This is a genomic window from Arthrobacter sp. D2-10 (assembly GCF_054161285.1).
The window spans coordinates 1,940,397-1,961,678 of record NZ_CP096431.1 but is presented as its reverse complement, the minus strand read 5'-3'; the positions used below and the strand labels follow the sequence as shown (position 1 = coordinate 1,961,678).

Genomic DNA, 21,282 nt, shown 5'->3' with positions numbered 1-21,282 from the left:
TGATCCCCGGCGTCGTTCGCCCTATCCGGAGCCGGCGGGCTAGAATTGGGGCAACAGCGCAGACCCGGCCATCACCGGTGAGCTTCCGGAAGAACGTTCGCAGCGGCGGATCAGTAGAACCGGACGGGTAAGCCCGTCACAGCAGACATGAAGCGGCCAGTACCGGCCCTTCCGTATTCGGGAGGCGGGTGCGGGCAAGCGAGGTGGTACCGCGGATTCGCGGCCGGAGCCAAGGCGCCGGCGTGATGTTCGTCCTTGCAGAAAGACCGCCCCTGCCCGCCGAATATCCGCAGCTTCAGGACACACCACATGTCACAGATCTATCCCAAGGCCTCCGCCGCTGATCCGGCGGTTTCCGGCTCCGCTTCGCCCCGGTTCCCAGAGCTCGAGGAACGGGTTCTCACCTACTGGGACGAGGACGGCACCTTTCAGGCGTCGATCGACCAGCGCGACGCCGGTGAGAACGGAACGAACGAGTTCGTCTTCTACGACGGTCCGCCCTTCGCCAACGGCCTGCCGCACTACGGGCACCTGCTGACCGGATACGCCAAGGACCTCGTCGGGCGATACCAGACCCAGCGCGGTCGCCGCGTTGAGCGCCGCTTCGGGTGGGACACCCACGGACTGCCCGCCGAACTCGAGGCGATGAAGCAGCTCGGGATGAGCGACAAGAAGCAGATCGAAGCCATGGGTATCGACAAGTTCAATGACGCCTGTCGTGCCTCTGTGATGAAGTACGCGGGGGAGTGGCGTGACTATGTCACGCGCCAGGCGCGCTGGGTGGACTTCGAGAACGACTACAAGACCCTCAACGTCGAATACATGGAGTCGGTGCTCTGGGCCTTCAAGACCCTGCACGCCAAAGGCCTGACGTACAACGGTTACCGGGTGCTGCCGTACTGCTGGAAGGACGAGACACCGCTCTCCAACCATGAGCTGCGCATGGACGACGACGTCTACCAGGACCGCCAGGACCAGACCGTCACGGTGACCTTCCCGATTCTCGCCGGTGATTCATCGTTGTCACAGGAGCTTGCCGGAGTCGAGGCGCTCGCCTGGACCACCACACCGTGGACCCTGCCCACCAACGCTGCCCTCGCCATCGGGCCCGACATCCATTACGCGCTGCTGCCCGGGGCCGGTGACCTCGCCGGACGCCGCTTCCTGATCGCGGAGGAGCTGCTGTCCGGTTACGCGAAGGACTTCGGCTACCCGTCTGCTGAGGACGCGCGCGCCGCCGTCACGGGCACACACCGCGGCACCGAACTCGGAGGCCTCGAGTACGAGCCGCTCTGGGATTACCTCACCGATCCTGAACGCGGCGGCTACCGGAACGCCTTCCGGTTCCTGGTGGCTGACTACGTCACGACGACGGACGGAACCGGAATCGTGCACCAGTCGCCGGCCTACGGCGAAGAGGACCAAAAAATCTGTGAGGACGCCGGTATCCAGGTGATCCTCTCCGTGGACGAGGGCGCCCGTTTCCTGCGGATGTTCGAGAACGGACCCCTGGCGGACATCGTCGGAGTCCAGGTCTTCGACGCCAACAAGACCATCACCCGCGTGCTGCGTGACGGCGGCCGGCTGATGCGCCAGGCCAGTTACGTGCACAGCTACCCGCATTGCTGGCGCTGCCGCAACCCGTTGATCTACCGGGCGGTATCCTCCTGGTTCGTCGAGGTGACGAAGATCAAGGACCGCATGGTCGAGCTGAACCAGCAGATCAACTGGATCCCGGACAATGTGAAGGACGGGCAGTTCGGCAAATGGCTTGAGAACGCGCGCGACTGGTCGATCAGCCGCAACCGTTACTGGGGCAGCCCCATCCCCGTGTGGGTGTCGGATGATCCGAACTATCCCCGCACCGACGTGTACGGATCCCTCGCTGAGATCGAGAGGGACTTCGGACGCCTGCCGCGCAACGCATCCGGTGAGGTCGACCTCCACCGGCCGTTCATCGACGAGCTGACCCGCCCGAACCCGGACGATCCGCGTACGCCTGAACAAGGCCAGTCGACCATGAGACGGGTGGCCGATGTTCTGGACGTCTGGTTCGACTCCGGGTCGATGCCGTACGCCCAGGTTCACTATCCGATGCAGAACGAGGACTGGTTCGAGTCGCACAACCCGGCGGACTTCATCGTCGAGTACATCGGCCAGACCCGCGGTTGGTTCTACACGCTCCACATCCTGGCGACTGCGCTGTTCGACCGGCCCACGTTCAAGAACGTCATCAGCCATGGAATCGTCCTTGGCTCCGACGGCCAGAAAATGTCCAAGAGCCTGCAGAACTACCCCGATGTTTCTGAAGTCCTCGACCGTGACGGCTCGGACGCAATGCGCTGGTTCCTGATGGCTTCGCCCATCCTCCGCGGCGGCAATCTCGTTGTCGCCGAGCAGGGCATTCGGGACGGTGTCCGCCAGGTCATCCTTCCGCTCTGGAACGTCTGGCACTTCTTCCGGCTGTATACGAACGCTGCCGCGGGCGGTGCCGGCTACGAGGCGAAGGCGGTGACGGCCGAAGCCGCAGAAACCCTCGCAGACCCGCTGGACCGCTACATCCTCGCGTACACCGGAAACCTGGTGGAGGACATGACGAACTCGCTCGACGCGTTCAACATCAGCGATGCGTGCGAGGCGCTGCGCCGGTACTTGGACACCCTCACCAACTGGTATGTCCGTCGCGGACGGCAGCGGTTCTTCGATGAAGATACGGACGCCTTCGACGTCCTCTTCACCTGCCTGGAAGCTGTCACCCGCGTTGCCGCGCCGCTCCTGCCCCTGGTCACCGAGGAGATCTGGCGCGGCCTGACCGGCGGGCGCTCCGTGCACCTGACCGACTGGGCGGCGTCGTCGTCGTTTGCTGCTGCGCCGGAACTGGTGGAGCGGATGGAACGGACCCGGCAGATCTGCTCAACCGGATCGAGCCTGCGAAAGGCGGCAAACCTTCGCGTACGCCTGCCGCTCTCCGAGCTGACGGTAGTGGCACCCTCCGCGGCGGAGCTTGAGGGACAGTACCGCGCCATCATCGCGGACGAACTGAACATCAAATCCGTGCGCCTGATCGATTCCGCCGATGCCTCCCCGGAAGAGTTCGGAATCTCGCAGAAGCTCGTGGTGAACGCGCGGGCCGCCGGGCCGCGCCTGGGCAAGAATGTCCAGACCGCCATCAAGGCGGCGAAGTCGGGCGACTGGTCGGTGGACGACGCCGGTGCTGTCACCGCCGGCGGCCTCGCTCTGGAGCCCAGCGAATACACGCTGGAAACCGTGGTCGACAGCGACGGCGCAGCCGGCGCCAGCGCGGCCGTCGCAGTCCTGCCCGGCGGAGGTTTCCTCGTGCTGAACACGGAGGTCACGTCGGAGTTGGCGGCGGAGGGCACTGCCCGTGACATCATCCGATCCATCCAGCAGGCACGCCGGGATGCAGACTTCCACATCAGTGACCGGGTGGTCACCACGGTGGAGGCCGACGCGGACACACTCTCGGCGCTTGAAGCGCATGCGGAACTGGTCAAGCAGGAAACATTGACGGACGAACTCGAACTCGTCGTGGCTGCGGCTGGGCAGTCAGACGGAGTTTCGGTGAAAGTGGAGCGCCAGGCATGAACGCGGATATGAGTGACGCTGGAAACAACGCCGGCTCCGGACAGGGAATTGACCAGTTCTCAGTGGAGAGCGTGTACGCGGAGCTGTTGAGCCGCGCGCCCGAGAACAAGATGGAGCCGCGTATGGCTCCGTTGTTTCGGGCTATGGAGATCCTGGGCGAGCCCAATAGGGCGGTTCCGATCATCCACATCACGGGCACCAACGGCAAGACGTCAACCGCACGGATGATTGAGGGGCTTCTGCGGGCGCATGATCTGCGTACCGGGCGATACACCAGTCCGCATCTGTCCCGGGTCACGGAACGGATCAGTATCGATGGGGAACCCGTTGCCGATGAGACCTTCGTGCGAGTGTGGGACGAGATCCGGCCGTATCTTGAGATCGTCGATGCTGAACTTGATGCCGCCGGTGAGCCGCGGCTGACCTACTTCGAATGCGTCACGATTCTCGCGTTCGCGGTATTCGCTGACGAGCCGGTGGACGTTGCGGTGATCGAAGTTGGGCTAGGGGGAATCACCGACGCAACGAACGTCGGTGATGGCGCGGTCTCGGTGGTCACTCCCATCTCCCTTGACCATACTGACCTCCTCGGGGACACCCCGGGAGAGATCGCCATCGAGAAATCCGGGATCATCAAGCCCGGGGGGTTCCTCATCAGCGCCGCGCAGCCCGCGGACGCTGCGCAGGTGCTGCTGGAAAAGGCGCGTGACACAGGCGCTGAGTTCCGTTTCGAGGGTGTCGAGTTCGGCGTTGAGGACCGACGCATTGCCGTCGGCGGGCAGCAGATCACCCTGGCAGGCATCGCAGGCCGCTACGAAGAGGTCCTTCTGCCGCTCCACGGTGAGCACCAGGCGCAGAACGCCGCTGTCGCCGTTGCCGCCGTCGAAGCCTTCCTCGGCGGAGGAAGCAGGGAACTGGATATCGACGTCGTGCGCGATGGACTGGGTGCCGTCACCTCACCGGGCCGGCTGGAACTGGTTCGCACCGCCCCGAGCATCCTCGTGGACGCCGCGCACAACGCCGCCGGTGCACGAGCGTCAGCCAAGGCGATTGCTGAAGCCTTCGAGTTCAACAAACTCGTCCTCGTGATCGGCGTCCTGCAGGACAAGGATGCGGGCGCGATCCTCAGTGAACTTCACGAGGAACTCAGCGGTGTGCTTGAGGATGTGTGCCTGACGCAGTCCACCTCGCCGAGGGCGATTCCTGCAGAGGAACTCCGGCAGCTGGCGTTGAGCGCAGGCTTCGCTGATGGGCATATCCACGTTGCGGATCGCCTCGACGACGCCCTGGAGTGGGCGGTCATGACGGCCGAGGAGGGCAGCGAACTCGGCGGCGGCGGTGTTTTGGTAACGGGTTCGATCACGGTGGTGGGCGAAGCCCGCACACTGTTGGGCAAGTAAGGGGATCACATGGCTCGCCAGACAAAAGCGCAGCGTGAATGGCGTCCGGGGATGCCGAAGAAGCGGCGTTCCATCAAGGTGATGTTCGCATCGACCGTGCTCCTGCTGGAAGCCTTCGTGGTGCTGTTCGCTACCCTCGTGGTCTTTGGTTTGCGCTCCGACACCATCCCGGTAGGGGTGATACTGGGCGTCGGTCTTGCGCTCAGCGCCGTGCTCATCGTTGCCTGTGCGTTCCTGACGAAGCCGTACGGAATGTTGCTCGGCTGGGTGCTACAGGTGCTGATTCTCGCGACGGGGATTGTCGAGCCGATGATGTTCCTCGTCGGCATTCTCTTCGCCCTGACCTGGCTGTACGGCATCCGGACGGGTGCCCGGCTGGACCGCGAGAACGCGGAGCGTGACCGGCAGCAGGCTGAATGGGAGCAGGCAAACCCATCCGGCGGTGAGGGCACGCAATCCCTTTAGTAGAGTCAACGGTGGACATGGCCGGGTGCCCGGCCGAACCTGACTCGATTGAAGGAAGAAAAAATGAGTGCTGAGCAGACCCTGATCCTGATCAAGCCCGACGGCGTTGCCCGCGGTTTGACGGGAACAATCCTGTCCAGGGTTGAGGCGAAGGGTTACAAGCTCGTCGACCTCAAGCTGGTGAACGCTACCCGGGAAATCCTTGAAGCCCACTACGCTGAGCACGTGGGCAAGCCCTTTTATGAGCCGCTCGTCGAGTTCATGTTGAGCGGACCGGTCGCTGCCGCTGTCTTCGAAGGAGAACGTGTGATCGAGGGATTCCGCTCGCTCGCCGGAACAACGGAGCCGACGACGGCGGCTCCCGGGACGATCCGAGGAGACTTCGGGCGGGACTGGGGTCTCAAGGTCCAGCAGAACCTCGTGCACGGCTCTGATTCGCCGGAATCGGCGGAGAAGGAAATCTCCATCTGGTTCAGCTGATCGGCGGATCCTAGCGGGGGAGACCCATGGAGTCCCGTGCTGATTGGTAGCGTGGGGGCCATGATGGAATACCGCAGACTTGGCACGTCAGGATTGAGCGTTTCGGTGGTCGGCCTGGGTTGCAATAACCTGGGCCGGCCCGGAACTGCTTCCGAATCACAGCGCGGCGCAGCAGCCGTCGTGAGCGCGGCTCTCGACGTGGGCATCACGCTGTTCGACGTTGCAGACTCCTACGGACGGTCGCCGGGGATCAGCGAGGAACTGCTCGGGCGGTCGCTCGGCCGGAACCGCGACGATGTCATCGTTGCAACCAAGTTCGGGCTCGATCTCAAAGGAGTCAACGGTCCGGACTGGGGTGCACGGGGTTCACGACGCTACATCCTGAAAGCTGTCGAAGCGTCACTCAAGCGGCTGAATACGGACTGGATCGACCTCTACCAATACCATGCTCCGGACCCGGCGACGCCGATTGACGAGACCCTCGCTGCTCTGGACCAGCTCGTGCAGAGCGGCAAGGTCCGGTACATCGGGCACTCCAACTTCGCCGGATGGCAGGTTGCGGAGGCTGAGTATGTAGCCCGTCAGCTGGGCACTACGCGCTTCATTTCGGCCCAGAACCACTACAACTTGCTGGAGCGGTCCGTCGAGCGTGAGGTCATTCCAGCTGCCCGATCCTATGGTCTCGGGCTGCTTCCCTATTTTCCGTTGGCCAACGGGCTCCTCACCGGGAAGTACGGTGCCGGGAAGGCACCGGAAGGTAGCCGTCTGACGCACACCCGGACCAATCTGTTGGACCAGGCCGACTGGGATCAGTTGGCGGACTTCAGTGCCTACGCCCGCGCTCGCTCATTGACTGAACTGGATGTTGCGTTTTCCTGGCTCGCGAGCCGGCCGACGGTGGCAAGTGTCATCGCCGGAGCAACAAGGCCCGAGCAGGTACGTCAGAATGCCGAAGCGGTCCGCTGGGTACCGTCCGACGCTGACTGCACGGAACTCGAACACATCTTCCCGGCGCGGCGGTAACCGACCGGGAAGATGGGACCATGGCGGCGTTCAGTGGAAGGTGCGTCCATTCACCCGCTCGGATGCTCCCACCCTGTCGAGGTAGGGCGTGATGCCGCCGAGGTGCATGGGCCAGCCGGCACCGAGAATCATGCACAGATCGATATCTTCCGGCCCTGACACGACCCCTTCCGCCAGCATGCGCCCGATCTCATCCGCGAGCGCGTCCTGCGTGCGGCGCAGGACCTCCTCGCTTGATGAGGGCGAGGAACCGAAGGTGAGCAGCGCGAGAGTGGACTCGGGCACTACATCGTTGCCGCCGTCCTGTTCCCAGAGTCCCTTCTTTCCGGCGTCGATGAGAATCTGCTGATTCTTGGAGAGGTAGAAGCGTTCCCCGAAGGCATCATGCAGGGATTCCTGCACATGCTGACCCACCGGCAGCCCCACCAGCGCAAGCAGCTTGAACGGCGTCATCGGCAGACCGAGAGGCCGCAGCGCCTGATCGGCTGTTGCTGCGGCTGTACCCTCGTCGAAGGCTGCCGTGATTTCGCCGAACATGCGTCCCAGAACCCGGTTCACGACAAACGCAGGAGCATCCTTCACAAGGACCGCGTTCTTCTTGAGCTCTTTCGCTGCGGCGAACGCCGTAGCCAGAACCTCGTCGGAAGTGCGCGGCGCCTTCACGATCTCAAGGAGCGGCATGGCAGCTACCGGGTTGAAGAAGTGGAAACCCACCACGCGCTCGGGGTGCTGGAGGTCCTCGGCCATGGCTGCGACGGAAAGTGACGAGGTGTTGGTCGCCAGGATGCACTCCGCGGAGACCACCTCTTCAACCTCCGCGAAGACAGACTTCTTGACGCTGAGCTCTTCGAAGACGGCCTCAATCACAAAGTCGGCGTCCGCGAAGGCGTCCTTCGAGACGGAACCGGTGACGAGCGACTTGACACGGTTCGCCTTATCCGCGGACAGCCGCTTTTTGGCCAGCATCCTGTCCACTTCGGCGTGCACCCATCCAACGCCCTTGTCCACGCGTTGCTGATCGATATCGGTGAGAACAACGGGAACGCTCAACTGCCGTGCAAAGAGCAGGGCAAGCTGGCTCGCCATCAGGCCGGCGCCGACTACCCCTACCTTTGTCACGGGGCGGGCAAGTGAACGATCCGGCGCGCCGGCCGGACGTTTGGCCCGTTTCTGTACCAGTTCGAGGAAGGCATACACGGTGTCGTGGAATTGCGGCGTGAGCATCAACTCGGTCAGCGCTTCACACTCCGCTGCGGCAGACTCCGCCTGGGATCGGGTCCTGGCCGCTTCGAACAGGTCCAGCACCTTTCCCGGCGCAGGAGCAGCGTTGGACGTTTTCGCCTCAACGAAAGCGCGGCCAGCTGCGACTGCGGCCGCCCACTCACCGTCGTCGTACCGCGACAGCCCAGCGCGGCGGTCAGCGATGCCGGACGAGTCCCGCAGAACCTCCGCAGCCCAGCGAATGGACTGCTCCAGGAAATCGGCGGGTTCAAACAGGGCATCGGCGATTCCCGCCCCGTGGGCGGTGCGTCCATCAAGCGTGCGGTTGTTGCTCAGCGGGTTTTCGATCATGATCTTCACAGCGGTGCGGGGACCGGTCAGGCGGGGGAGTCTGTAGACGCCGCCCCAACCGGGAACCAGCCCGATGAACGCCTCTGGAAGGCCGATTCCGTTGGCTCCTGCGGACACCGTGCGGAAGTCGGCAGCGAGAGCAATTTCGAGCCCTCCCCCCAAGGCGACGCCGTTGATGAAGGCGAAACTCGGGACCCCCAGTGAGCCCAGCAGGTTGTACGCCGAATGTCCCAGTTCCGCCATCAGCGTTCCGTGATGAGCGCTTTTCAGTGACTTGACCGTCGACAGGTCTGCCCCGGCCGCAAGGAAGTAGGGTTTCCCGGTCACGCCGACGGCGGCGATCTCACCACCCGCCGCGCGTACTTTCAGGTTCTCGAGTGTGCGCCCGAACTCGATGAGCGTGCTGGGTCCCAGAGTGGTCGGCCGGCTGTGATCCAGCCCGTTGTCGAGGGTGATCAGGGCCATGATGCCGGACCCGCCGGGCAACTGCACATCCTCGACAAGCGAGTGGGTGATGACCTCGTCAGGCACCAGGGCGGCCAGTTCCTCGAACCGATCGAAACTCATGCTGCGTCCTCCGTCGTATTCCCTGAATAGTCTGCGTGATGCGGGTTTTCCCAAATGACCGTTCCACCCATGCCGAGTCCTACGCACATGGTGGTGATGCCGTACCGGACCTGGGGGTCTTCCTCGAACTGCCGCGCCAGTTGCGTCATGAGGCGTACCCCGGAGCTCGCCAGCGGATGTCCGAAGGCAATCGCGCCGCCGTAGCGGTTGACCCGCGGATCGTCGTCGTCAATGCCGAAGTGATCAAGGAATGACAGGACCTGCACGGCGAACGCTTCATTGATTTCGAACAGGCCGATGTCATCGATGGTCAGCCCGGCCTGCCTCAGGGCCTTCTCGGTGGACGGTACGGGTCCAATTCCCATGACCTCCGGTTCGACGCCGGCAAAAGCATAGGCGACCAGGCGCATCTTCACCGGAAGGTTCAGCTCTGCCGCCGCATCAGCGGAGGCGAGCAGTGCAGCGGTGGCGCCGTCGTTGAGCCCCGCAGCATTGCCTGCGGTGACTCTGCCGTGCGGGCGGAATGGCGTCCGGAGTGATGCCAGGTCCTCGAGCGTGGTGCCTGGGCGCGGCGGCTCGTCCTGCTGGTTCACAGTCCAGCCCGATCCGGGCTTCCTTCCCGCAACCGGGACAAGGTCCGGCTGGATTTGGTTGCGCTCATACGCGTCCGCAACCTTCGCCTGGCTGGCCACGGCGTATGAGTCGGCGCGCTCCTTCGTGATGGCAGGGAAGCGGTCGTGGAGGTTCTCCGCCGTATTCCCCATGTTCAAGGCCGCTGGGTCCACAATGCGCTCGGCGAGGAACCGGGGGTTGGGATCGGCATCCGAACCCATTGGGTGGTTGCCCATATGCTCGACGCCGCCAGCGACCACAATGTCATATGCGCCGAACGCGATCCCGGATGCGGTGGTGGTGACAGCGGTCATCGCCCCGGCGCACATGCGGTCGATGGCGAACCCGGGCACGGTGCGGGGGAGCCCGGCCAGGAGAGCGGCGGTCCGCCCGATGGTGAGTCCCTGATCACCCGTCTGGGTTGTGGCAGCGACGGCGACGTCGTCGATCCGCTCGGGCGGCAGGGAGGGGTTGCGTCGCAGAAGCTCTCGAATGCATTTGACCACGAGATCATCAGCCCGGGTGCCCGCGTGTATCCCCTTTTCTCCAGCCTTCCCGAATGGGGTTCTGACGCCGTCGACGAAAACAACGTCCCTGATCTGTTGCCGCGTTGCTGTGGCTGGTTTGGGCACAATCGCTCCTCGTTGAGTTGGTGGATCAGGCCCCTATGTTACTCGCGGGTAACATCACGCTGCAACAAGTCCGGTGCACTAGGTTGAAGGCCGCGCCTGCTTCGGCTGCAGAGGGTCCGGATCCAGGAAAGCAACCGTGATGACCGCTGCGACATGCTCGATCTGCCACGGACGAGCTCCGAGGTCGGCGAGCGCCGCGGAAATGGTGTCAAGATCGGTCGGCGTGGGTGGGCGCCACGCCAACCGTCGCAGGTAGTCGGGCGTAAGAAGGTTCTCCACCGGCATGTTGAGTTTGTCGGCCACGGCCGCGACTCGTGGTTTGGCGGTTTGGAGGCGAGCGGCAGCGGCAGGGTCTTTTTCCGGCCATACCCGCGGAGGAGGCGGCGCATTGGTCGGAAGCTGCAGTTCGGGGAGGTCCCGCGAAGCGCGGGCAAGGGCGATGCACCGCAGCCAACGCGGCGCCTCACGTTGCGCCGCCCGTCCGTGGAAGCTATTGACGGCCAGCAACTGCGGGACAGTCTGCGGCATTGCTTTCGCTGCAGCCACAATCGCTGCGTCGGGAATCAGGCGGCCCGGAGCGACGTCCCGCTTCTGCGCCAGAGATTCGCGTTCCTGCCAGAGTTCCCGGACAGCCGCCAGCTGCCGACGGTCGCGCACCTGATGGACGCCGGACGTTCGGCGCCAAGGATCTGTTTTCGGCGGTGCCGGCGGCGAGGAGCGAATGTACTCGAACTCTTCCTCGGCGATGCGGAGCTTGCCGTCCTGCTCGAGTACTTCCACCAGGCGGTCGCGCAGCTCGACGAGCACCTCGACGTCCAGGGCTGCGTAACGAAGCCAGGGCTCCGGCAGCGGGCGCTGCGACCAATCCGCTGCGGAATGCTCCTTGGCCAGCGTGAAGCCGAGCAGGCGTTCGATGACCGCAGCCAGTCCTACGCGCGGGAAGCCGGCGAGCCGGGCTGCCAGCTCCGTGTCGAACAATTTGTCCGGCCACATGCCTAGTTCCGAGAGGCAAGGGAGGTCCTGGGAGGCGGCGTGCAGGATCCACTCCACCCCTGAGAGGGCGTCATTGATGCTGCGCAGATCGCCGAAGGGTTCCGGGTCGATGAGCCAGGTCCCGGCGCCTTCCCTGCGGATCTGGACGAGGAAGGCACGCTGCCCATACCGGAATCCGGAGGCGCGTTCCGCATCCACTCCGGCCGGTCCTGTTCCGGCGGCAAGCGCCCTCGCCGCCCGCTCAAGCCCTGCCGGCGTGTCAATAACGAAAGGAACGCCGTCCTTGGGCTCGTCCAGCAGTGGCAGCACGGCGACTGAGCCTGGGGTGGTATTGCCGGAGTCGGGGGTTCGGCTGTCAGGCTCGGAGTGCACGGTCATGATGATGCAAGTCTAACCGGGCGGCACCGGCGCTCCGGCGGATTGCACCGCCCGTGCGGCGGGAGTCGTTGTCGGTGGCCCGCCCCGGGGATCAGTTGCGGCGCCTGTTAGGGAGCGCCGCCACGCCGTCCGGGAGGGGAGGAAGTCCCGCGAAGGTGCACACCATGTCAGCCCAGGCTTCCAGATGCTTCTGGACACTGCCGGAGTCAGGAGTCCAGGACGCGCGCAATTCGATGTCGATCGTGTCGACCCGGTCGGCAAGGGAGCCGTAGCTTTCGGACAGTATGCGGGTTGCGGTGCCCCCCGCCGACCTGTATCCGGCGTCGTGATTCTGGAGTGCTTCAACCAGCCAGGTCCACGCCACGGATCCGAGGAGCGCGTCGTTTCCCATGTCGGGCTCGAGCTGGGCACGGATATAGGTGACTATCCGGAAAGTACCGTCCCAGACTTCGGATCCCTCGGGGTCGTACAACAGGATGAAGCGTCCGGTTGCAAGCTCTTCGGCGCGATCATCGTGTTGGAGGGCTGCCCTGGCGGGTCCATGGACAGGAAGCGGGCCTGGCTGGGCATCCTGAAGTACCTCGGCTCCGAGGGCGACTGCGAAAGGTGCAAGTCGGGAGGGAGCCGGTATTTCGTCGAGGCGCAGCTCGTTACGGCATTTCGCCCGCCGCAGACCGGCCAGTGCATTCAGGAATTCAGGAGGAACCTGCGAGAGGTCACCAATAGCGCTCACCCTCGCAGGTTAAACCCCAGGCAGCGTTGGCCTCATCAGCCACGCCGCAGGAAAGGAATTCGTTCCTGCACGCCGGTTGGAAAAGTCTAGCGGCCGGGCCGTCAGGACCGGCGGACCTCGCGGCGGATCGCCTCCGCGAACGCATCGACGTCCGCTTCGGTGGTGTCGAAAGTGCACATCCACCGGACCTCGCCGGTTGCCTGATCCCAGTCGTAGAAGCGGAACTGTTCGCGGACCCTGTCGGCAGCCTCAGGCGGCAGGATGGCGAAGACGGCGTTCGCCGTCGTCGGCTGCGTGAGTTGCACGCCGTCAATAGTGGAGACGGCGGCTGTGAGTCGAGCCGCCATGGCATTGGCGTGCGTGGCCGAGCGAAGCCAGAGGCCGTTCTCGAGCAGGGCAACCAGCTGCGCCGAGACAAAGCGCATCTTGGATGCGAGTTGCATGTTCATCTTGCGGAGGTACTCAAGACCCGTTGCTGCTGCAGGATTGAGTACAACCACGCATTCGCCGAACATGATCCCGTTCTTGGTCCCGCCGAAAGAGAGGATGTCGACGCCGGCATCACGCGTGAAGCTGCGCAGCGGCATGTCCAGGGCAGCGGCGGCGTTGGCGATGCGCGCTCCGTCCATGTGCAGGTGCATCCCGCGGGCATGCACGTGGTCGGCAATGGCGCGTACCTCCTCGGGCGTGTACAGCGTCCCGAGTTCGGTAGTCTGCGTGATCGACACCGCGAGCGGTTGCGCCCGGTGCTCATCCCCCCAACCCCAGGCTTCCAGGTCGATCAGTTCCGGCGTCAGCTTTCCATCGGGGGTCGGCACCGCCAGGAGCTTCATCCCGCCGATGCGCTCCGGAGCCCCGTTTTCATCCACATTGATGTGTGCCGTCTTGGCGCAGATGACTGCGCCCCAGCGGGGGAGGAGGGACTGCAGGCTCAGGACATTGGCGCCCGTTCCGTTGAACACAGGATAGGCGACGGTTCCCTCACCGAACTGCTGCTGCATCAGCTCCTGCAGGCGCTGGGTATAGACGTCCTCCCCATAGGCGACCTGGTGGCCCCCGTTGGCGGCGGCAAGCGCGGCGAGCACCTCGGGGTGCACGCCGGAGTAGTTGTCCGACGCGAAGCCGCGCACGTTGGGGTCATGGAGACGGGCGGTAGCAGAGATGGTGTCAGTCACGGATCCAGTATCTCGTATCGGGGCGAACGGTTTGGGGCACATCAGCCGGCCAGGCTGAGGCGCTGACCGTTGATAGTCCCCGCCTCACGTGCGAAGAGGCCGGTCATGGTCGCAGCGAGGTCCGAGACATGCGTATAGCCGGGGAAGCGGCGGTCGGGGCGTTCGGCCCGCATCTTCTCGTCCAGAAGTGCTTTCACGACCAGTATGGAAGCGGCCGCCCGGGTACCGGTGGTTGTTCCGACACCGGTGAACTCCTGTGCCACTGCACGCACCCATGTCTCGGCGGCGGCCTTGACCGCCGCGTACGACGCGCTGTCCGCACCCGGTGCGTCGACTGCCGTGGCCGACACGATTGCGAGCCTCCCACGGGCCGATGCGGCCAGATCGGCGACGAACAGCCGAGATGTGTTCCGCAGAGTGGTGAGAACGGAACGGTGAAGGAACTCGTAGTCCTCGTCCGATTGCCCGGCAATCCCTGTCCCTCCCCGCCATCCACCCACCAGGTGCATCAGGCCGTCCACCCTGGTGCCGTCGGCGTGGAGGTCACCGGCGAGCGACTGGACTGCATGAAAGTCCGTGAGGTCGCAGGTGCGCATATCGAGGGACGGAATGTGTCCGAGCGAGCGCTGCAGGCGCCCGGTATCGGATCCCACTGCGATGACATGGGCGCCGGCCGAGGTGAACGCCTCGGCCGTCGCTATGCCTGCCTGACTGGTGGCTCCGGCAACAAGGATGTGGAGGCCGGAAAGATCGAGTGATTCTGTCACGCAGTGGCTCCTGTGATTCCCGCGGTGGATTCGATGACGTCCTTCATCTTCCTATCCAGGGCCTCGAAGAACATCGACAGAGGGAATTCGTCATCAAGGACGGCGTCCGTGAGCCCGCGTGGAGGACCGTCCAGGGGCAGCGCGTCAGCACCCTTCGCCCAGACCGATGCCGGATGCGGGGTGACAGTTTCGGATACCAGTTCGTACGCCGCAAGCCAGTGGGCGATCTTTGGCCGGTCGATCGACCGCCAGTACAGCTGCTGGATCTTCTCGCCCAGTGCAATGACGACGCCGGGAACTTCCTCCCAGTCGATGGTCAGTTTCGTATCGGTCCAGTGCAGGACATGGTTCTGGTGCAGCCAGGCGAACAGCAACTGGCCACCGAGGCCGTCGTAGTTCCGTACCCGGCTGCCTGTGATCGAGAAACGGAAGATGCGGTCGAAGATGACGGCGTACTGCACCAGGCGGGCGTGGCGGCGGGCCTCATCGGAGGCATCGTCGTCGGCTGCTATCTTGACCGACTCTGCGAAAGCCGTGAGATCACACCGCAGCTCTTCGAGCGAGTACAGGAAGTACGGCATGCGCTGCTTGATCATGAACGGGTCAAAGGGAAGATCCCCGCGCATGTGGGTGCGGTCATGAATGAGGTCCCACATCACGAAGGTTTCCTCAGCCAACTGCTGATTCTCGATGAGCTCCCGGGCCTCGTCGGGCAGCTCAAGCTGAGTGATGTCGGAGGCGGCCGTCACCACCCGGCGGAAACGTGCCGCCTCCCGATCAGCGAAGATGGCTCCCCATGTGAACTTGGGTGTCTGCCGTACCGCAACGGTCTCGGGAAAAAGCACTGCCGAGTTGGTGTCGTAGCCGGGGGTGAAGTCAAGGAAGCGGATGGGAACAAAGAGCTTGTTCGAGTAATCTCCGGTCTCGAGTTCCGCAATGAAGTCCGGCCAGAGGACCTCGATCAACACCGCTTCGACGAAACGGTTGGAGCTCCCATTCTGGGTGTACATCGGAAAGACGACAAGGTGCCGCCGTCCATGGGCGCGGTCGAGCTGGGGCTGGAACTCGATCAGCGAATCAAGGAAATCAGGCACCTGAAGGCCGCCGGCCTTCCACCCCTCAAGGTCGCGGATCAGAGCTTCGTGGTAGGTCGCGTCGTGAGGGAAGAGCGGACCGAGCTCATTGAGGGACTCGATGATGGTGTCAACGTGCCCGCAGGCAACAGCAACCTCTGCCCGGTCAGCTATTGAACCGTCCTTCGCCTGCAGGCTCTGCAGACGAATTGCCGCGCTCTTGAGCGCTTCCCAGGCAGGAAGCTGCTCGGGATGGGCGTCGTGCAAGCGGACTTCGGCGTCGAGGGTCTGGGTCACTTTTCCTCCTTGAAGGGGTGGCTGTTCTGTTGTTCCCGAGCGTAACAACAGAACAGCTGAACTGATCCTCAAACGGAGCACTGATAAGAAACTCTTATTCTGGCGTACCCGCGATGCAGCTGGAGATGCAGGAGACCTTGAGGATGCTTCCCGTCACGGCGGGGCCGGACTCTAGGACTGACTTCAGTCCTGGGGGATGAGCCTCATCGATACGGAGTTGATGCAGTAGCGCTGGTCGGTCGGCGTGCCGTAGCCCTCGCCCTCGAAAACATGGCCCAGGTGGGAATCACAGCGGGCACAGCGGACCTCAACGCGCTCCATTCCGAGGGTTCGGTCCTTGATGTACCGAACCTTGTCCTCGGCCAGCGGTGCCCAGAATGAAGGCCAACCACAGTGGGAATCGAACTTTTCGTTGCTCGTGAAGAGTTCGTGGCCGCATGCCCGGCACTGGTAGACGCCCTTGACATGGGTGTCGTGGTACTCGCCGGTGAAGGGCCGCTCGGTTCCGGCCTGCCGCAGCACGTAGTACTCCTCAGGCGTCAGTTCCCGGCGCCATTCCTCGTCAGTCTTCTCGATGGGGGTGTTGTCGGTGGAGGATGCTGATTCTGATGTGCTCATAGTTGCCTCAACGCCTAGGAGTCCCCGATAAATCCCGACCCGGCATACAGATGAAGGACAGGAACGCCAAGCTGGTCCTGCGCGCGGTTTGCCCAGTCCCGATGGAGTGTGTCCGCCACAGCATGCGGGCGCGTGATGACGACGGCCTGACGGGCTCCGCTCTGCCTGACCGTGCTGACCATTTCTTCGACGGCGTTGCCCCGTGCAGTCAGCCCGTCCGCCTTCAGCCCGGCGTTTCGAAGCGCAAGGAGCGATCTCTGCAGGGCCTGGTCGGCCGTCACGCGAACCTCGTCGTCGGAGGGCCGGTGGGACAGTCCGTGGAAGGCCTCGCTGATCTCGAAGAGGCTCAAATGGTGGAGAAACTCCCCGAGCACGTTCGTGTGACGGTCTTCCGGTATCAGCACGGTATAGACGGCGTCACCGCCGTCAACCAGGGCGGAGAGATGAGAGGCATCCGCCTCGGTGAGCGGCACTTCAGCGAGCACCACGATCGTTTCCTCCATGTCCCAACCCTAGACCCCGGCTCGTCCCGCAGCTATAGAGGACAGGCGACACTCCACGTGACGAACCGTTTCCGCCGGTGCTGTTTCCGTGGGCAAGAATAGGACCATGCCATTCACCACTCCTCCGGCTGCCGTGGACCGTCAGGCATGGCTTCGCTGGGCCGTCCTTGGAATCGGAACCGGTGCCGCTGTCAGTTCCGTTGTCGCTGGAGCCACGTCTGCGCTGGCGGCGCACTTCGCCAAGGAGGTAGTAACTCCCCGCAGGCGGGATGAGAACCTCGAGATCCTGGCCGTGGTGCAGACCGGCGACGGTCTGGAAGTGATCCTGCCGGCCAACGAAGACACCACGATAGAGGGCACGTACAGTCTCTACTTCGACGGCGGGCGTGGCCACGCCCGGATCGGAGCAATCCGGTCGTTCGTGCCGCGGGAGGGCACCGTGCAGCGCGAGGTTGAAACCGTCTACGCGGGTGATATCCGTTCAGCGGTCCGCGGTTGGTGGAGCGGGGCTGTTTATCCTTCGCCTTCAGCTCTGGGCTTCGCGGACGAGAGCGTCGATGTGCCGGTCGCCGGCGGTAATGCTCCCGCCTGGCTGGTGCGTGCAGAAACCCCTTCCGACACCTGGGCCATCATGGTGCATGGCAGGGGAGTGCAGCGCTCGGAGGGGTTGCGCGCGGTGCGCACCGCGCGGGAACTCGGCATGACCAGCCTGCTGGTGTCGTACCGGAACGACGGCGAAGCCCCCTTCGCTGCCGACGGCAGGTACGGGTTGGGCATCACCGAGTGGCAGGATGTCGAATCAGCGCTTGAGTACGCATTCGAAAACGGCGCTCAGGACGTTGTGCTCTTCGGCTGGTCCATGGGCGGTGCCATTTGCCTCCAGGCAGCTGACATGTCCCGGTATCGCACGCGGATCCGCGCGCTGGTTCTGGATGGACCGGTGATTGACTGGATGAACGTTCTCACGCACCAGGCTGAACTGAACCGCATTCCCGCTCCGGCGGGCAGACTAGGGCAATGGCTGATCTCGAACAGCTTCGGACGCGTAGTCACCGGCCTGTCAACGCCACTGGACCTGAAGAGTATGGACTGGGTCTCGCGGGCGGACCAGGTGACGGTGCCGACGCTGATCCTTCACAGCGAGGATGACGAGTTCGTGCCGGTGGGACCGTCTGCCGAACTGGCTGAACGCAATCCGACCTTCGTCACCTTCGAGCGGTTTTATCGAGCCAGGCATACCAAGGAATGGAACGTCGACCCTGACCGCTGGCACGCCGTCACAGCCGACTGGCTGCGGCGTCAGGTTTTCGGACGGACGGAGCCGAAGCGGACGCTAAGCCGCCCCTGATTCCCGGATCTTGCGCTTGATACGCCCCAGCATGGCGGCCATGCCTCGCATGCGCAGCGGCGTGATGGCCCGTGTCAGCCCCAGGCGCTCCGGCACGTCGTCGGGCACGGCGAGGATCTGCGCCGCCGGCAGCCCGTCCAGGCCTTCCTGGAGAACGCCGGCGAATCCGCGCGTTGTCGGTGCTTCCGGCGGGGCGGAGAAGAACAGAGAGACGGACCTTTCGCTGTCGTCGGCGATGTCCAGTGTGAGAAAGAGCGGGCTCTGGCACTCCACAACCTGCTCAAGGAGCTCCGGGTGATCCAGAAGATGCGCCGGCAGCGGAGGAAGACCGCGGGAAAACTCAAGGAGCAGCTGGAGCCGGTCCGGTTCGGACAGAGCCTGGAAATCGTCCACGATCTCGGCGAGCTGTTGGGGTAAAGCTGTGGTTTCCACTGTCATCCTCACGATTGCCCCGGGCAAGTGCCCGGGGCGCCTTCATTCCGTTAACTATCTCCGCCCGGCGGCTACCGGCGCTACACCTGGTTCAGTGCCCTTAACGATCGGCACGCGAACGACGTTGCCCCACTCAGTCCAGGATCCGTCGTAGTTGCGGACATTCTCGAACCCGAGGAGGTGCTGGAGCACAAACCAGGTATGGCTGGAACGCTCTCCAATGCGGCAGTAGGCAACAACGTCGTCGCCTTCCTTCAAACCTGCTTCGCCGCGGTAGATCGCATCCAGCTCATCCCGCGTGCGGAAGGTTCCGTCCTCTGCTGCTGCCCGGGCCCAGGGGACGGACACCGCTGAAGGTATGTGTCCGCCGCGAAGTGCGCCCTCCTCGGGGTATGCGGGCATGTGCGTTCGCGCCCCGGTGTACTCGTCGGCGGAGCGGACGTCGATCAGCGGGTTCCCGAAGTGATCAAGGACATCGGTCAGATAGGCACGGATGGGAGCATCATTGCGCTCGACCACCGGGTAGTCGGTGGGCTGTGGCTGCGGCACCTCAGTCGTGACGGGACGGCCCTCGGCGATCCACTTGTCCCGCCCGCCGTCGAGCAGCCGCACGTCCTCGTGTCCGAACAGGGTGAAGACCCACAGTGCGTAAGCGGCCCACCAGTTGGACTTGTCACCGTAAATAACAACAGTGCTGTCACGGGAGATGCCCTTGGCCGACATGAGACGTGCGAAACCTTCACCGTCAACGTAGTCGCGGGTGACCTCGTCATTCAGGTCGGTGTGCCAGTCGATCTTGACGGCACCCGCGATATGCCCGGTCTCGTAGAGCAGGACATCTTCGTCGGACTCAACGACCACGAGTCCGGGAGTGCCGAGGTTGTCCGCGAGCCACTGGGTTGAAACAAGCCGCTCGGGGTGCGCGTACTCTGCAAACTTGTCATGGGGGTCTGTTGCAACACTCATCCGTGGAAAGCCTTCCTGCATTGACGATTGCTCTTTCCCACCTAGCGTAACCACGGGCTCAGCTGATTCCTTCCGCCGTAGTCACAGGACGCCATAATGACGGCACCGTGAACACCGGAGATACCCGTGGCTGCCCGGCTACTGACGTATCCTTTCCTAGCACGGCTTCTGACGGCCTGCTCCCTCGATCGCCGACGAAAGACGCATTCATCTGTGGCCACCATTGAGCATCTGACCCAACGATCGCCGCAGGTTTCGGTGGACGAACTTCTGGACGGTTTTTTCCCCTCACAGCGTTTCGGGACCGTGTCCTTCGACTCGTACCGGCCTGACCCCCAGCAGCCGTCCCAGTCCGCGGCCGTGAAGGAGCTTCGGCACTTCGCCTCGACAGTCAATGCACCCAAGCCGAGTGGGCTACGCAAGTTCTTCGGTGGACAACGTGAGCAGAGCCGGGCCGGTATTTATATGGACGGCGGATTCGGTGTCGGCAAGACGCACCTGCTCGCTTCGCTGTGGCACGCCGCCTCCGGCAAGAAGGCCTTCGGCACCTTCGTCGAATACACCAACCTTGTGGGCGCTTTGTCCTTCAGGCGCACGGTCGATGCATTGAGTACCTACCAACTCGTCTGCATCGACGAGTTCGAATTGGATGATCCGGGCGATACGGTGTTGATGTCACGGCTCATGCGTGAACTTGCTGACGCGGGCGTCAAGCTCGCCGCGACATCCAATACGCTTCCGGGATCTCTCGGCGAGGGCAGATTCGCTGCGGTCGATTTTCAGCGGGAAATTCAGGTTTTGGCGGACCAGTTCGAGGTCATTCGTATCGACGGCGAGGACTACCGCCACCGCGGCCTTCCTGAAGCTCCGGCCCCGATGTCGGAGCAACAGGTTCGCCGCCAGGCACGCCACTTCCCGGACGACGTCACCGTGGCCGAAGACCACTTCACCGACCTGATCAAGCACCTCGCCGGCGTCCACCCCAGCCGCTATCGCCAGCTTATTGACGGCATCGACGCCGTTGCCTGGCACGAGGTACAGACCATCACCGAGCAGGCCGTGGCGCTGCGGTTCGTCGTGCTTGCGGATCGCCTCTATGACCGTGATGTTCCTATCCTCGCCAGCGGGGCACCCCTGAGTGATCTCTTCACGCAGGAGATGATGACGGGTGGACACATGAAGAAGTACTACCGTGCCGTTTCCCGCCTGACCGCCCTGGCACGTCAGGGCGCCGAAACCCAGGGCTGACTCGGCCTTTCCGTGCTGCAGATGCGCCAGGAGGGCCTGCGGGCAAGTCAGAGAACCTGAGGGTATGACAAAGGCGCCGACGCTGCCTCGCGGCAGGGTCGGCGCCTCCTTGTCGTGCTAAAGGCTGTTGTCGGGCCGAAGTGTCGGGGAGTCGGATGCCGTCCTGACTCTCAACGATGTCGACCGTCGAGGAGGCCCTGGGCTAAACGGGAGAGATCTTTCCCGAGTTCCGGCCCATTTCGGCTGCCTTGTCCTTCAACTCTCCAGCCCTGCCTTTGAGCCCGTCTGATACAGACACAGGCACCTCCCTTCTTTCATGTGGAACCCGTTGTTCCACCGCATCCACCATCATAAGGAGGCTTTTTACGAAGGGAAAGAGTTCGGGCTTTCGCCC

Annotated in this window: 18 protein-coding genes; 7 read left to right on the top strand and 11 right to left on the bottom strand. The window is 63.7% G+C overall.

Annotation, left to right across the window (positions count from 1 at the left end):
• Nucleotides 1-309: 309 nt before the first annotated feature.
• From ileS to M1D74_RS09095, 5 genes are all read left to right on the top strand, one after another.
• On the top strand, nt 310-3,606 hold the full coding sequence (gene ileS, locus M1D74_RS09115) for an isoleucine--tRNA ligase (protein ID WP_458115127.1): 3,297 nt from the start codon (nt 310-312) through the stop codon (nt 3,604-3,606).
• 8 nt (nt 3,607-3,614) lie between these two features.
• The gene (locus M1D74_RS09110) at nt 3,615-5,006 is read left to right on the top strand and encodes a bifunctional folylpolyglutamate synthase/dihydrofolate synthase (RefSeq protein ID WP_458115126.1); all 1,392 of its coding nucleotides are present in this window, start codon (nt 3,615-3,617) and stop codon (nt 5,004-5,006) included.
• Between the two features lie 9 nt (nt 5,007-5,015).
• The gene (locus M1D74_RS09105) at nt 5,016-5,471 is read left to right on the top strand and encodes a DUF4233 domain-containing protein (protein ID WP_458115125.1); all 456 of its coding nucleotides are present in this window, start codon (nt 5,016-5,018) and stop codon (nt 5,469-5,471) included.
• A 63-nt stretch (nt 5,472-5,534) separates the two neighbouring features.
• Nucleotides 5,535-5,951: a nucleoside-diphosphate kinase gene (gene ndk / locus M1D74_RS09100; RefSeq protein ID WP_309069967.1), complete on the top strand. Its 417-nt coding sequence runs from the start codon at nt 5,535-5,537 to the stop codon at nt 5,949-5,951.
• 60 nt (nt 5,952-6,011) lie between these two features.
• Nucleotides 6,012-6,974: an aldo/keto reductase gene (locus M1D74_RS09095; RefSeq protein ID WP_309070036.1), complete on the top strand. Its 963-nt coding sequence runs from the start codon at nt 6,012-6,014 to the stop codon at nt 6,972-6,974.
• Between the two features lie 30 nt (nt 6,975-7,004).
• On the opposite strand, the gene M1D74_RS09090 is transcribed toward M1D74_RS09095, so the two are convergent.
• The 9 genes from M1D74_RS09090 to M1D74_RS09050 form a co-directional block, all read right to left on the bottom strand.
• Nucleotides 7,005-9,113, bottom strand: coding sequence for a 3-hydroxyacyl-CoA dehydrogenase NAD-binding domain-containing protein (locus tag M1D74_RS09090; protein WP_458115124.1), 2,109 nt, complete (start codon nt 9,111-9,113; stop codon nt 7,005-7,007).
• On the bottom strand, nt 9,110-10,357 hold the full coding sequence (locus M1D74_RS09085) for a thiolase family protein (protein ID WP_309069969.1): 1,248 nt from the start codon (nt 10,355-10,357) through the stop codon (nt 9,110-9,112). The genes M1D74_RS09090 and M1D74_RS09085 overlap by 4 nt, the downstream gene beginning before the upstream one ends.
• A 78-nt stretch (nt 10,358-10,435) precedes the next feature.
• On the bottom strand, nt 10,436-11,728 hold the full coding sequence (locus M1D74_RS09080) for an HRDC domain-containing protein (protein ID WP_458115123.1): 1,293 nt from the start codon (nt 11,726-11,728) through the stop codon (nt 10,436-10,438).
• 91 nt (nt 11,729-11,819) lie between these two features.
• On the bottom strand, nt 11,820-12,452 hold the full coding sequence (locus M1D74_RS09075) for a DUF3000 domain-containing protein (RefSeq protein WP_309070037.1): 633 nt from the start codon (nt 12,450-12,452) through the stop codon (nt 11,820-11,822).
• Between the two features lie 110 nt (nt 12,453-12,562).
• Complete coding sequence (locus tag M1D74_RS09070; RefSeq protein ID WP_458115122.1) at nt 12,563-13,678, bottom strand: threonine aldolase family protein; 1,116 nt, start codon at nt 13,676-13,678, stop codon at nt 12,563-12,565.
• Complete coding sequence (locus tag M1D74_RS09065; protein WP_458115121.1) at nt 13,678-14,403, bottom strand: SDR family NAD(P)-dependent oxidoreductase; 726 nt, start codon at nt 14,401-14,403, stop codon at nt 13,678-13,680. The genes M1D74_RS09070 and M1D74_RS09065 overlap by 1 nt, the downstream gene beginning before the upstream one ends.
• Nucleotides 14,400-15,773, bottom strand: coding sequence for a DUF6421 family protein (locus M1D74_RS09060; RefSeq protein WP_458115120.1), 1,374 nt, complete (start codon nt 15,771-15,773; stop codon nt 14,400-14,402). Before M1D74_RS09060 ends, M1D74_RS09065 begins: the two co-directional genes overlap by 4 nt.
• Nucleotides 15,774-15,956: 183 nt before the next feature.
• Nucleotides 15,957-16,391 carry a peptide-methionine (R)-S-oxide reductase MsrB gene (msrB, locus tag M1D74_RS09055; protein ID WP_309069973.1) on the bottom strand — a complete coding sequence of 145 codons (435 nt, stop codon included), beginning with the start codon at nt 16,389-16,391 and terminating at the stop codon, nt 15,957-15,959.
• 14 nt (nt 16,392-16,405) lie between these two features.
• Nucleotides 16,406-16,894 (bottom strand): hypothetical protein, encoded by a 489-nt coding sequence (locus M1D74_RS09050; protein WP_309069974.1) that lies wholly within the window; start codon nt 16,892-16,894, stop codon nt 16,406-16,408.
• A gap of 106 nt (nt 16,895-17,000) precedes the next feature.
• Between M1D74_RS09050 and M1D74_RS09045 the strand changes: the two genes are divergently transcribed.
• Nucleotides 17,001-18,242 carry an alpha/beta hydrolase family protein gene (locus M1D74_RS09045; RefSeq protein WP_309069975.1) on the top strand — a complete coding sequence of 414 codons (1,242 nt, stop codon included), beginning with the start codon at nt 17,001-17,003 and terminating at the stop codon, nt 18,240-18,242.
• Here M1D74_RS09045 and M1D74_RS09040 read toward each other — a convergent pair.
• Both M1D74_RS09040 and M1D74_RS09035 read right to left on the bottom strand, forming a co-directional pair.
• Nucleotides 18,228-18,674, bottom strand: a complete 447-nt coding sequence (locus M1D74_RS09040) for a SufE family protein (RefSeq protein WP_309069976.1) — start codon at nt 18,672-18,674, stop codon at nt 18,228-18,230. The genes M1D74_RS09045 and M1D74_RS09040 overlap by 15 nt on opposite strands.
• 54 nt (nt 18,675-18,728) lie before the next feature.
• A complete protein-coding gene (locus M1D74_RS09035) occupies nt 18,729-19,640 on the bottom strand; it encodes a sulfurtransferase (RefSeq protein ID WP_309069977.1) in 912 nt (303 codons plus the stop codon).
• A 213-nt stretch (nt 19,641-19,853) separates the two neighbouring features.
• Here M1D74_RS09035 and zapE point away from each other — a divergent pair, with 213 nt between their 5' ends.
• Complete coding sequence (gene zapE, locus M1D74_RS09030) at nt 19,854-20,888, top strand: cell division protein ZapE (protein WP_458115119.1); 1,035 nt, start codon at nt 19,854-19,856, stop codon at nt 20,886-20,888.
• Nucleotides 20,889-21,282: the final 394 nt, after the last annotated feature.

Bases quoted from the DNA above. Each gene is read 5' to 3' on its own strand.
- M1D74_RS09105 (WP_458115125.1), top strand. From the start codon at position 5,016: ATGGCTCGCCAGACAAAAGCGCAGCGTGAATGGCGTCCGGGGATGCCG.
- M1D74_RS09045 (WP_309069975.1), top strand. From the start codon at position 17,001: ATGCCATTCACCACTCCTCCGGCTGCCGTGGACCGTCAGGCATGGCTT.
- ileS (WP_458115127.1), top strand. From the start codon at position 310: ATGTCACAGATCTATCCCAAGGCCTCCGCCGCTGATCCGGCGGTTTCC.
- M1D74_RS09035 (WP_309069977.1), bottom strand. From the start codon at position 19,640: ATGAGTGTTGCAACAGACCCCCATGACAAGTTTGCAGAGTACGCGCAC.
- M1D74_RS09080 (WP_458115123.1), bottom strand. From the start codon at position 11,728: ATGACCGTGCACTCCGAGCCTGACAGCCGAACCCCCGACTCCGGCAAT.
- M1D74_RS09095 (WP_309070036.1), top strand. From the start codon at position 6,012: ATGATGGAATACCGCAGACTTGGCACGTCAGGATTGAGCGTTTCGGTG.
- ndk (WP_309069967.1), top strand. From the start codon at position 5,535: ATGAGTGCTGAGCAGACCCTGATCCTGATCAAGCCCGACGGCGTTGCC.
- M1D74_RS09050 (WP_309069974.1), bottom strand. From the start codon at position 16,894: ATGGAGGAAACGATCGTGGTGCTCGCTGAAGTGCCGCTCACCGAGGCG.
- M1D74_RS09090 (WP_458115124.1), bottom strand. From the start codon at position 9,113: ATGAGTTTCGATCGGTTCGAGGAACTGGCCGCCCTGGTGCCTGACGAG.
- msrB (WP_309069973.1), bottom strand. From the start codon at position 16,391: ATGAGCACATCAGAATCAGCATCCTCCACCGACAACACCCCCATCGAG.
- M1D74_RS09070 (WP_458115122.1), bottom strand. From the start codon at position 13,678: ATGTGCCCCAAACCGTTCGCCCCGATACGAGATACTGGATCCGTGACT.
- M1D74_RS09110 (WP_458115126.1), top strand. From the start codon at position 3,615: ATGAGTGACGCTGGAAACAACGCCGGCTCCGGACAGGGAATTGACCAG.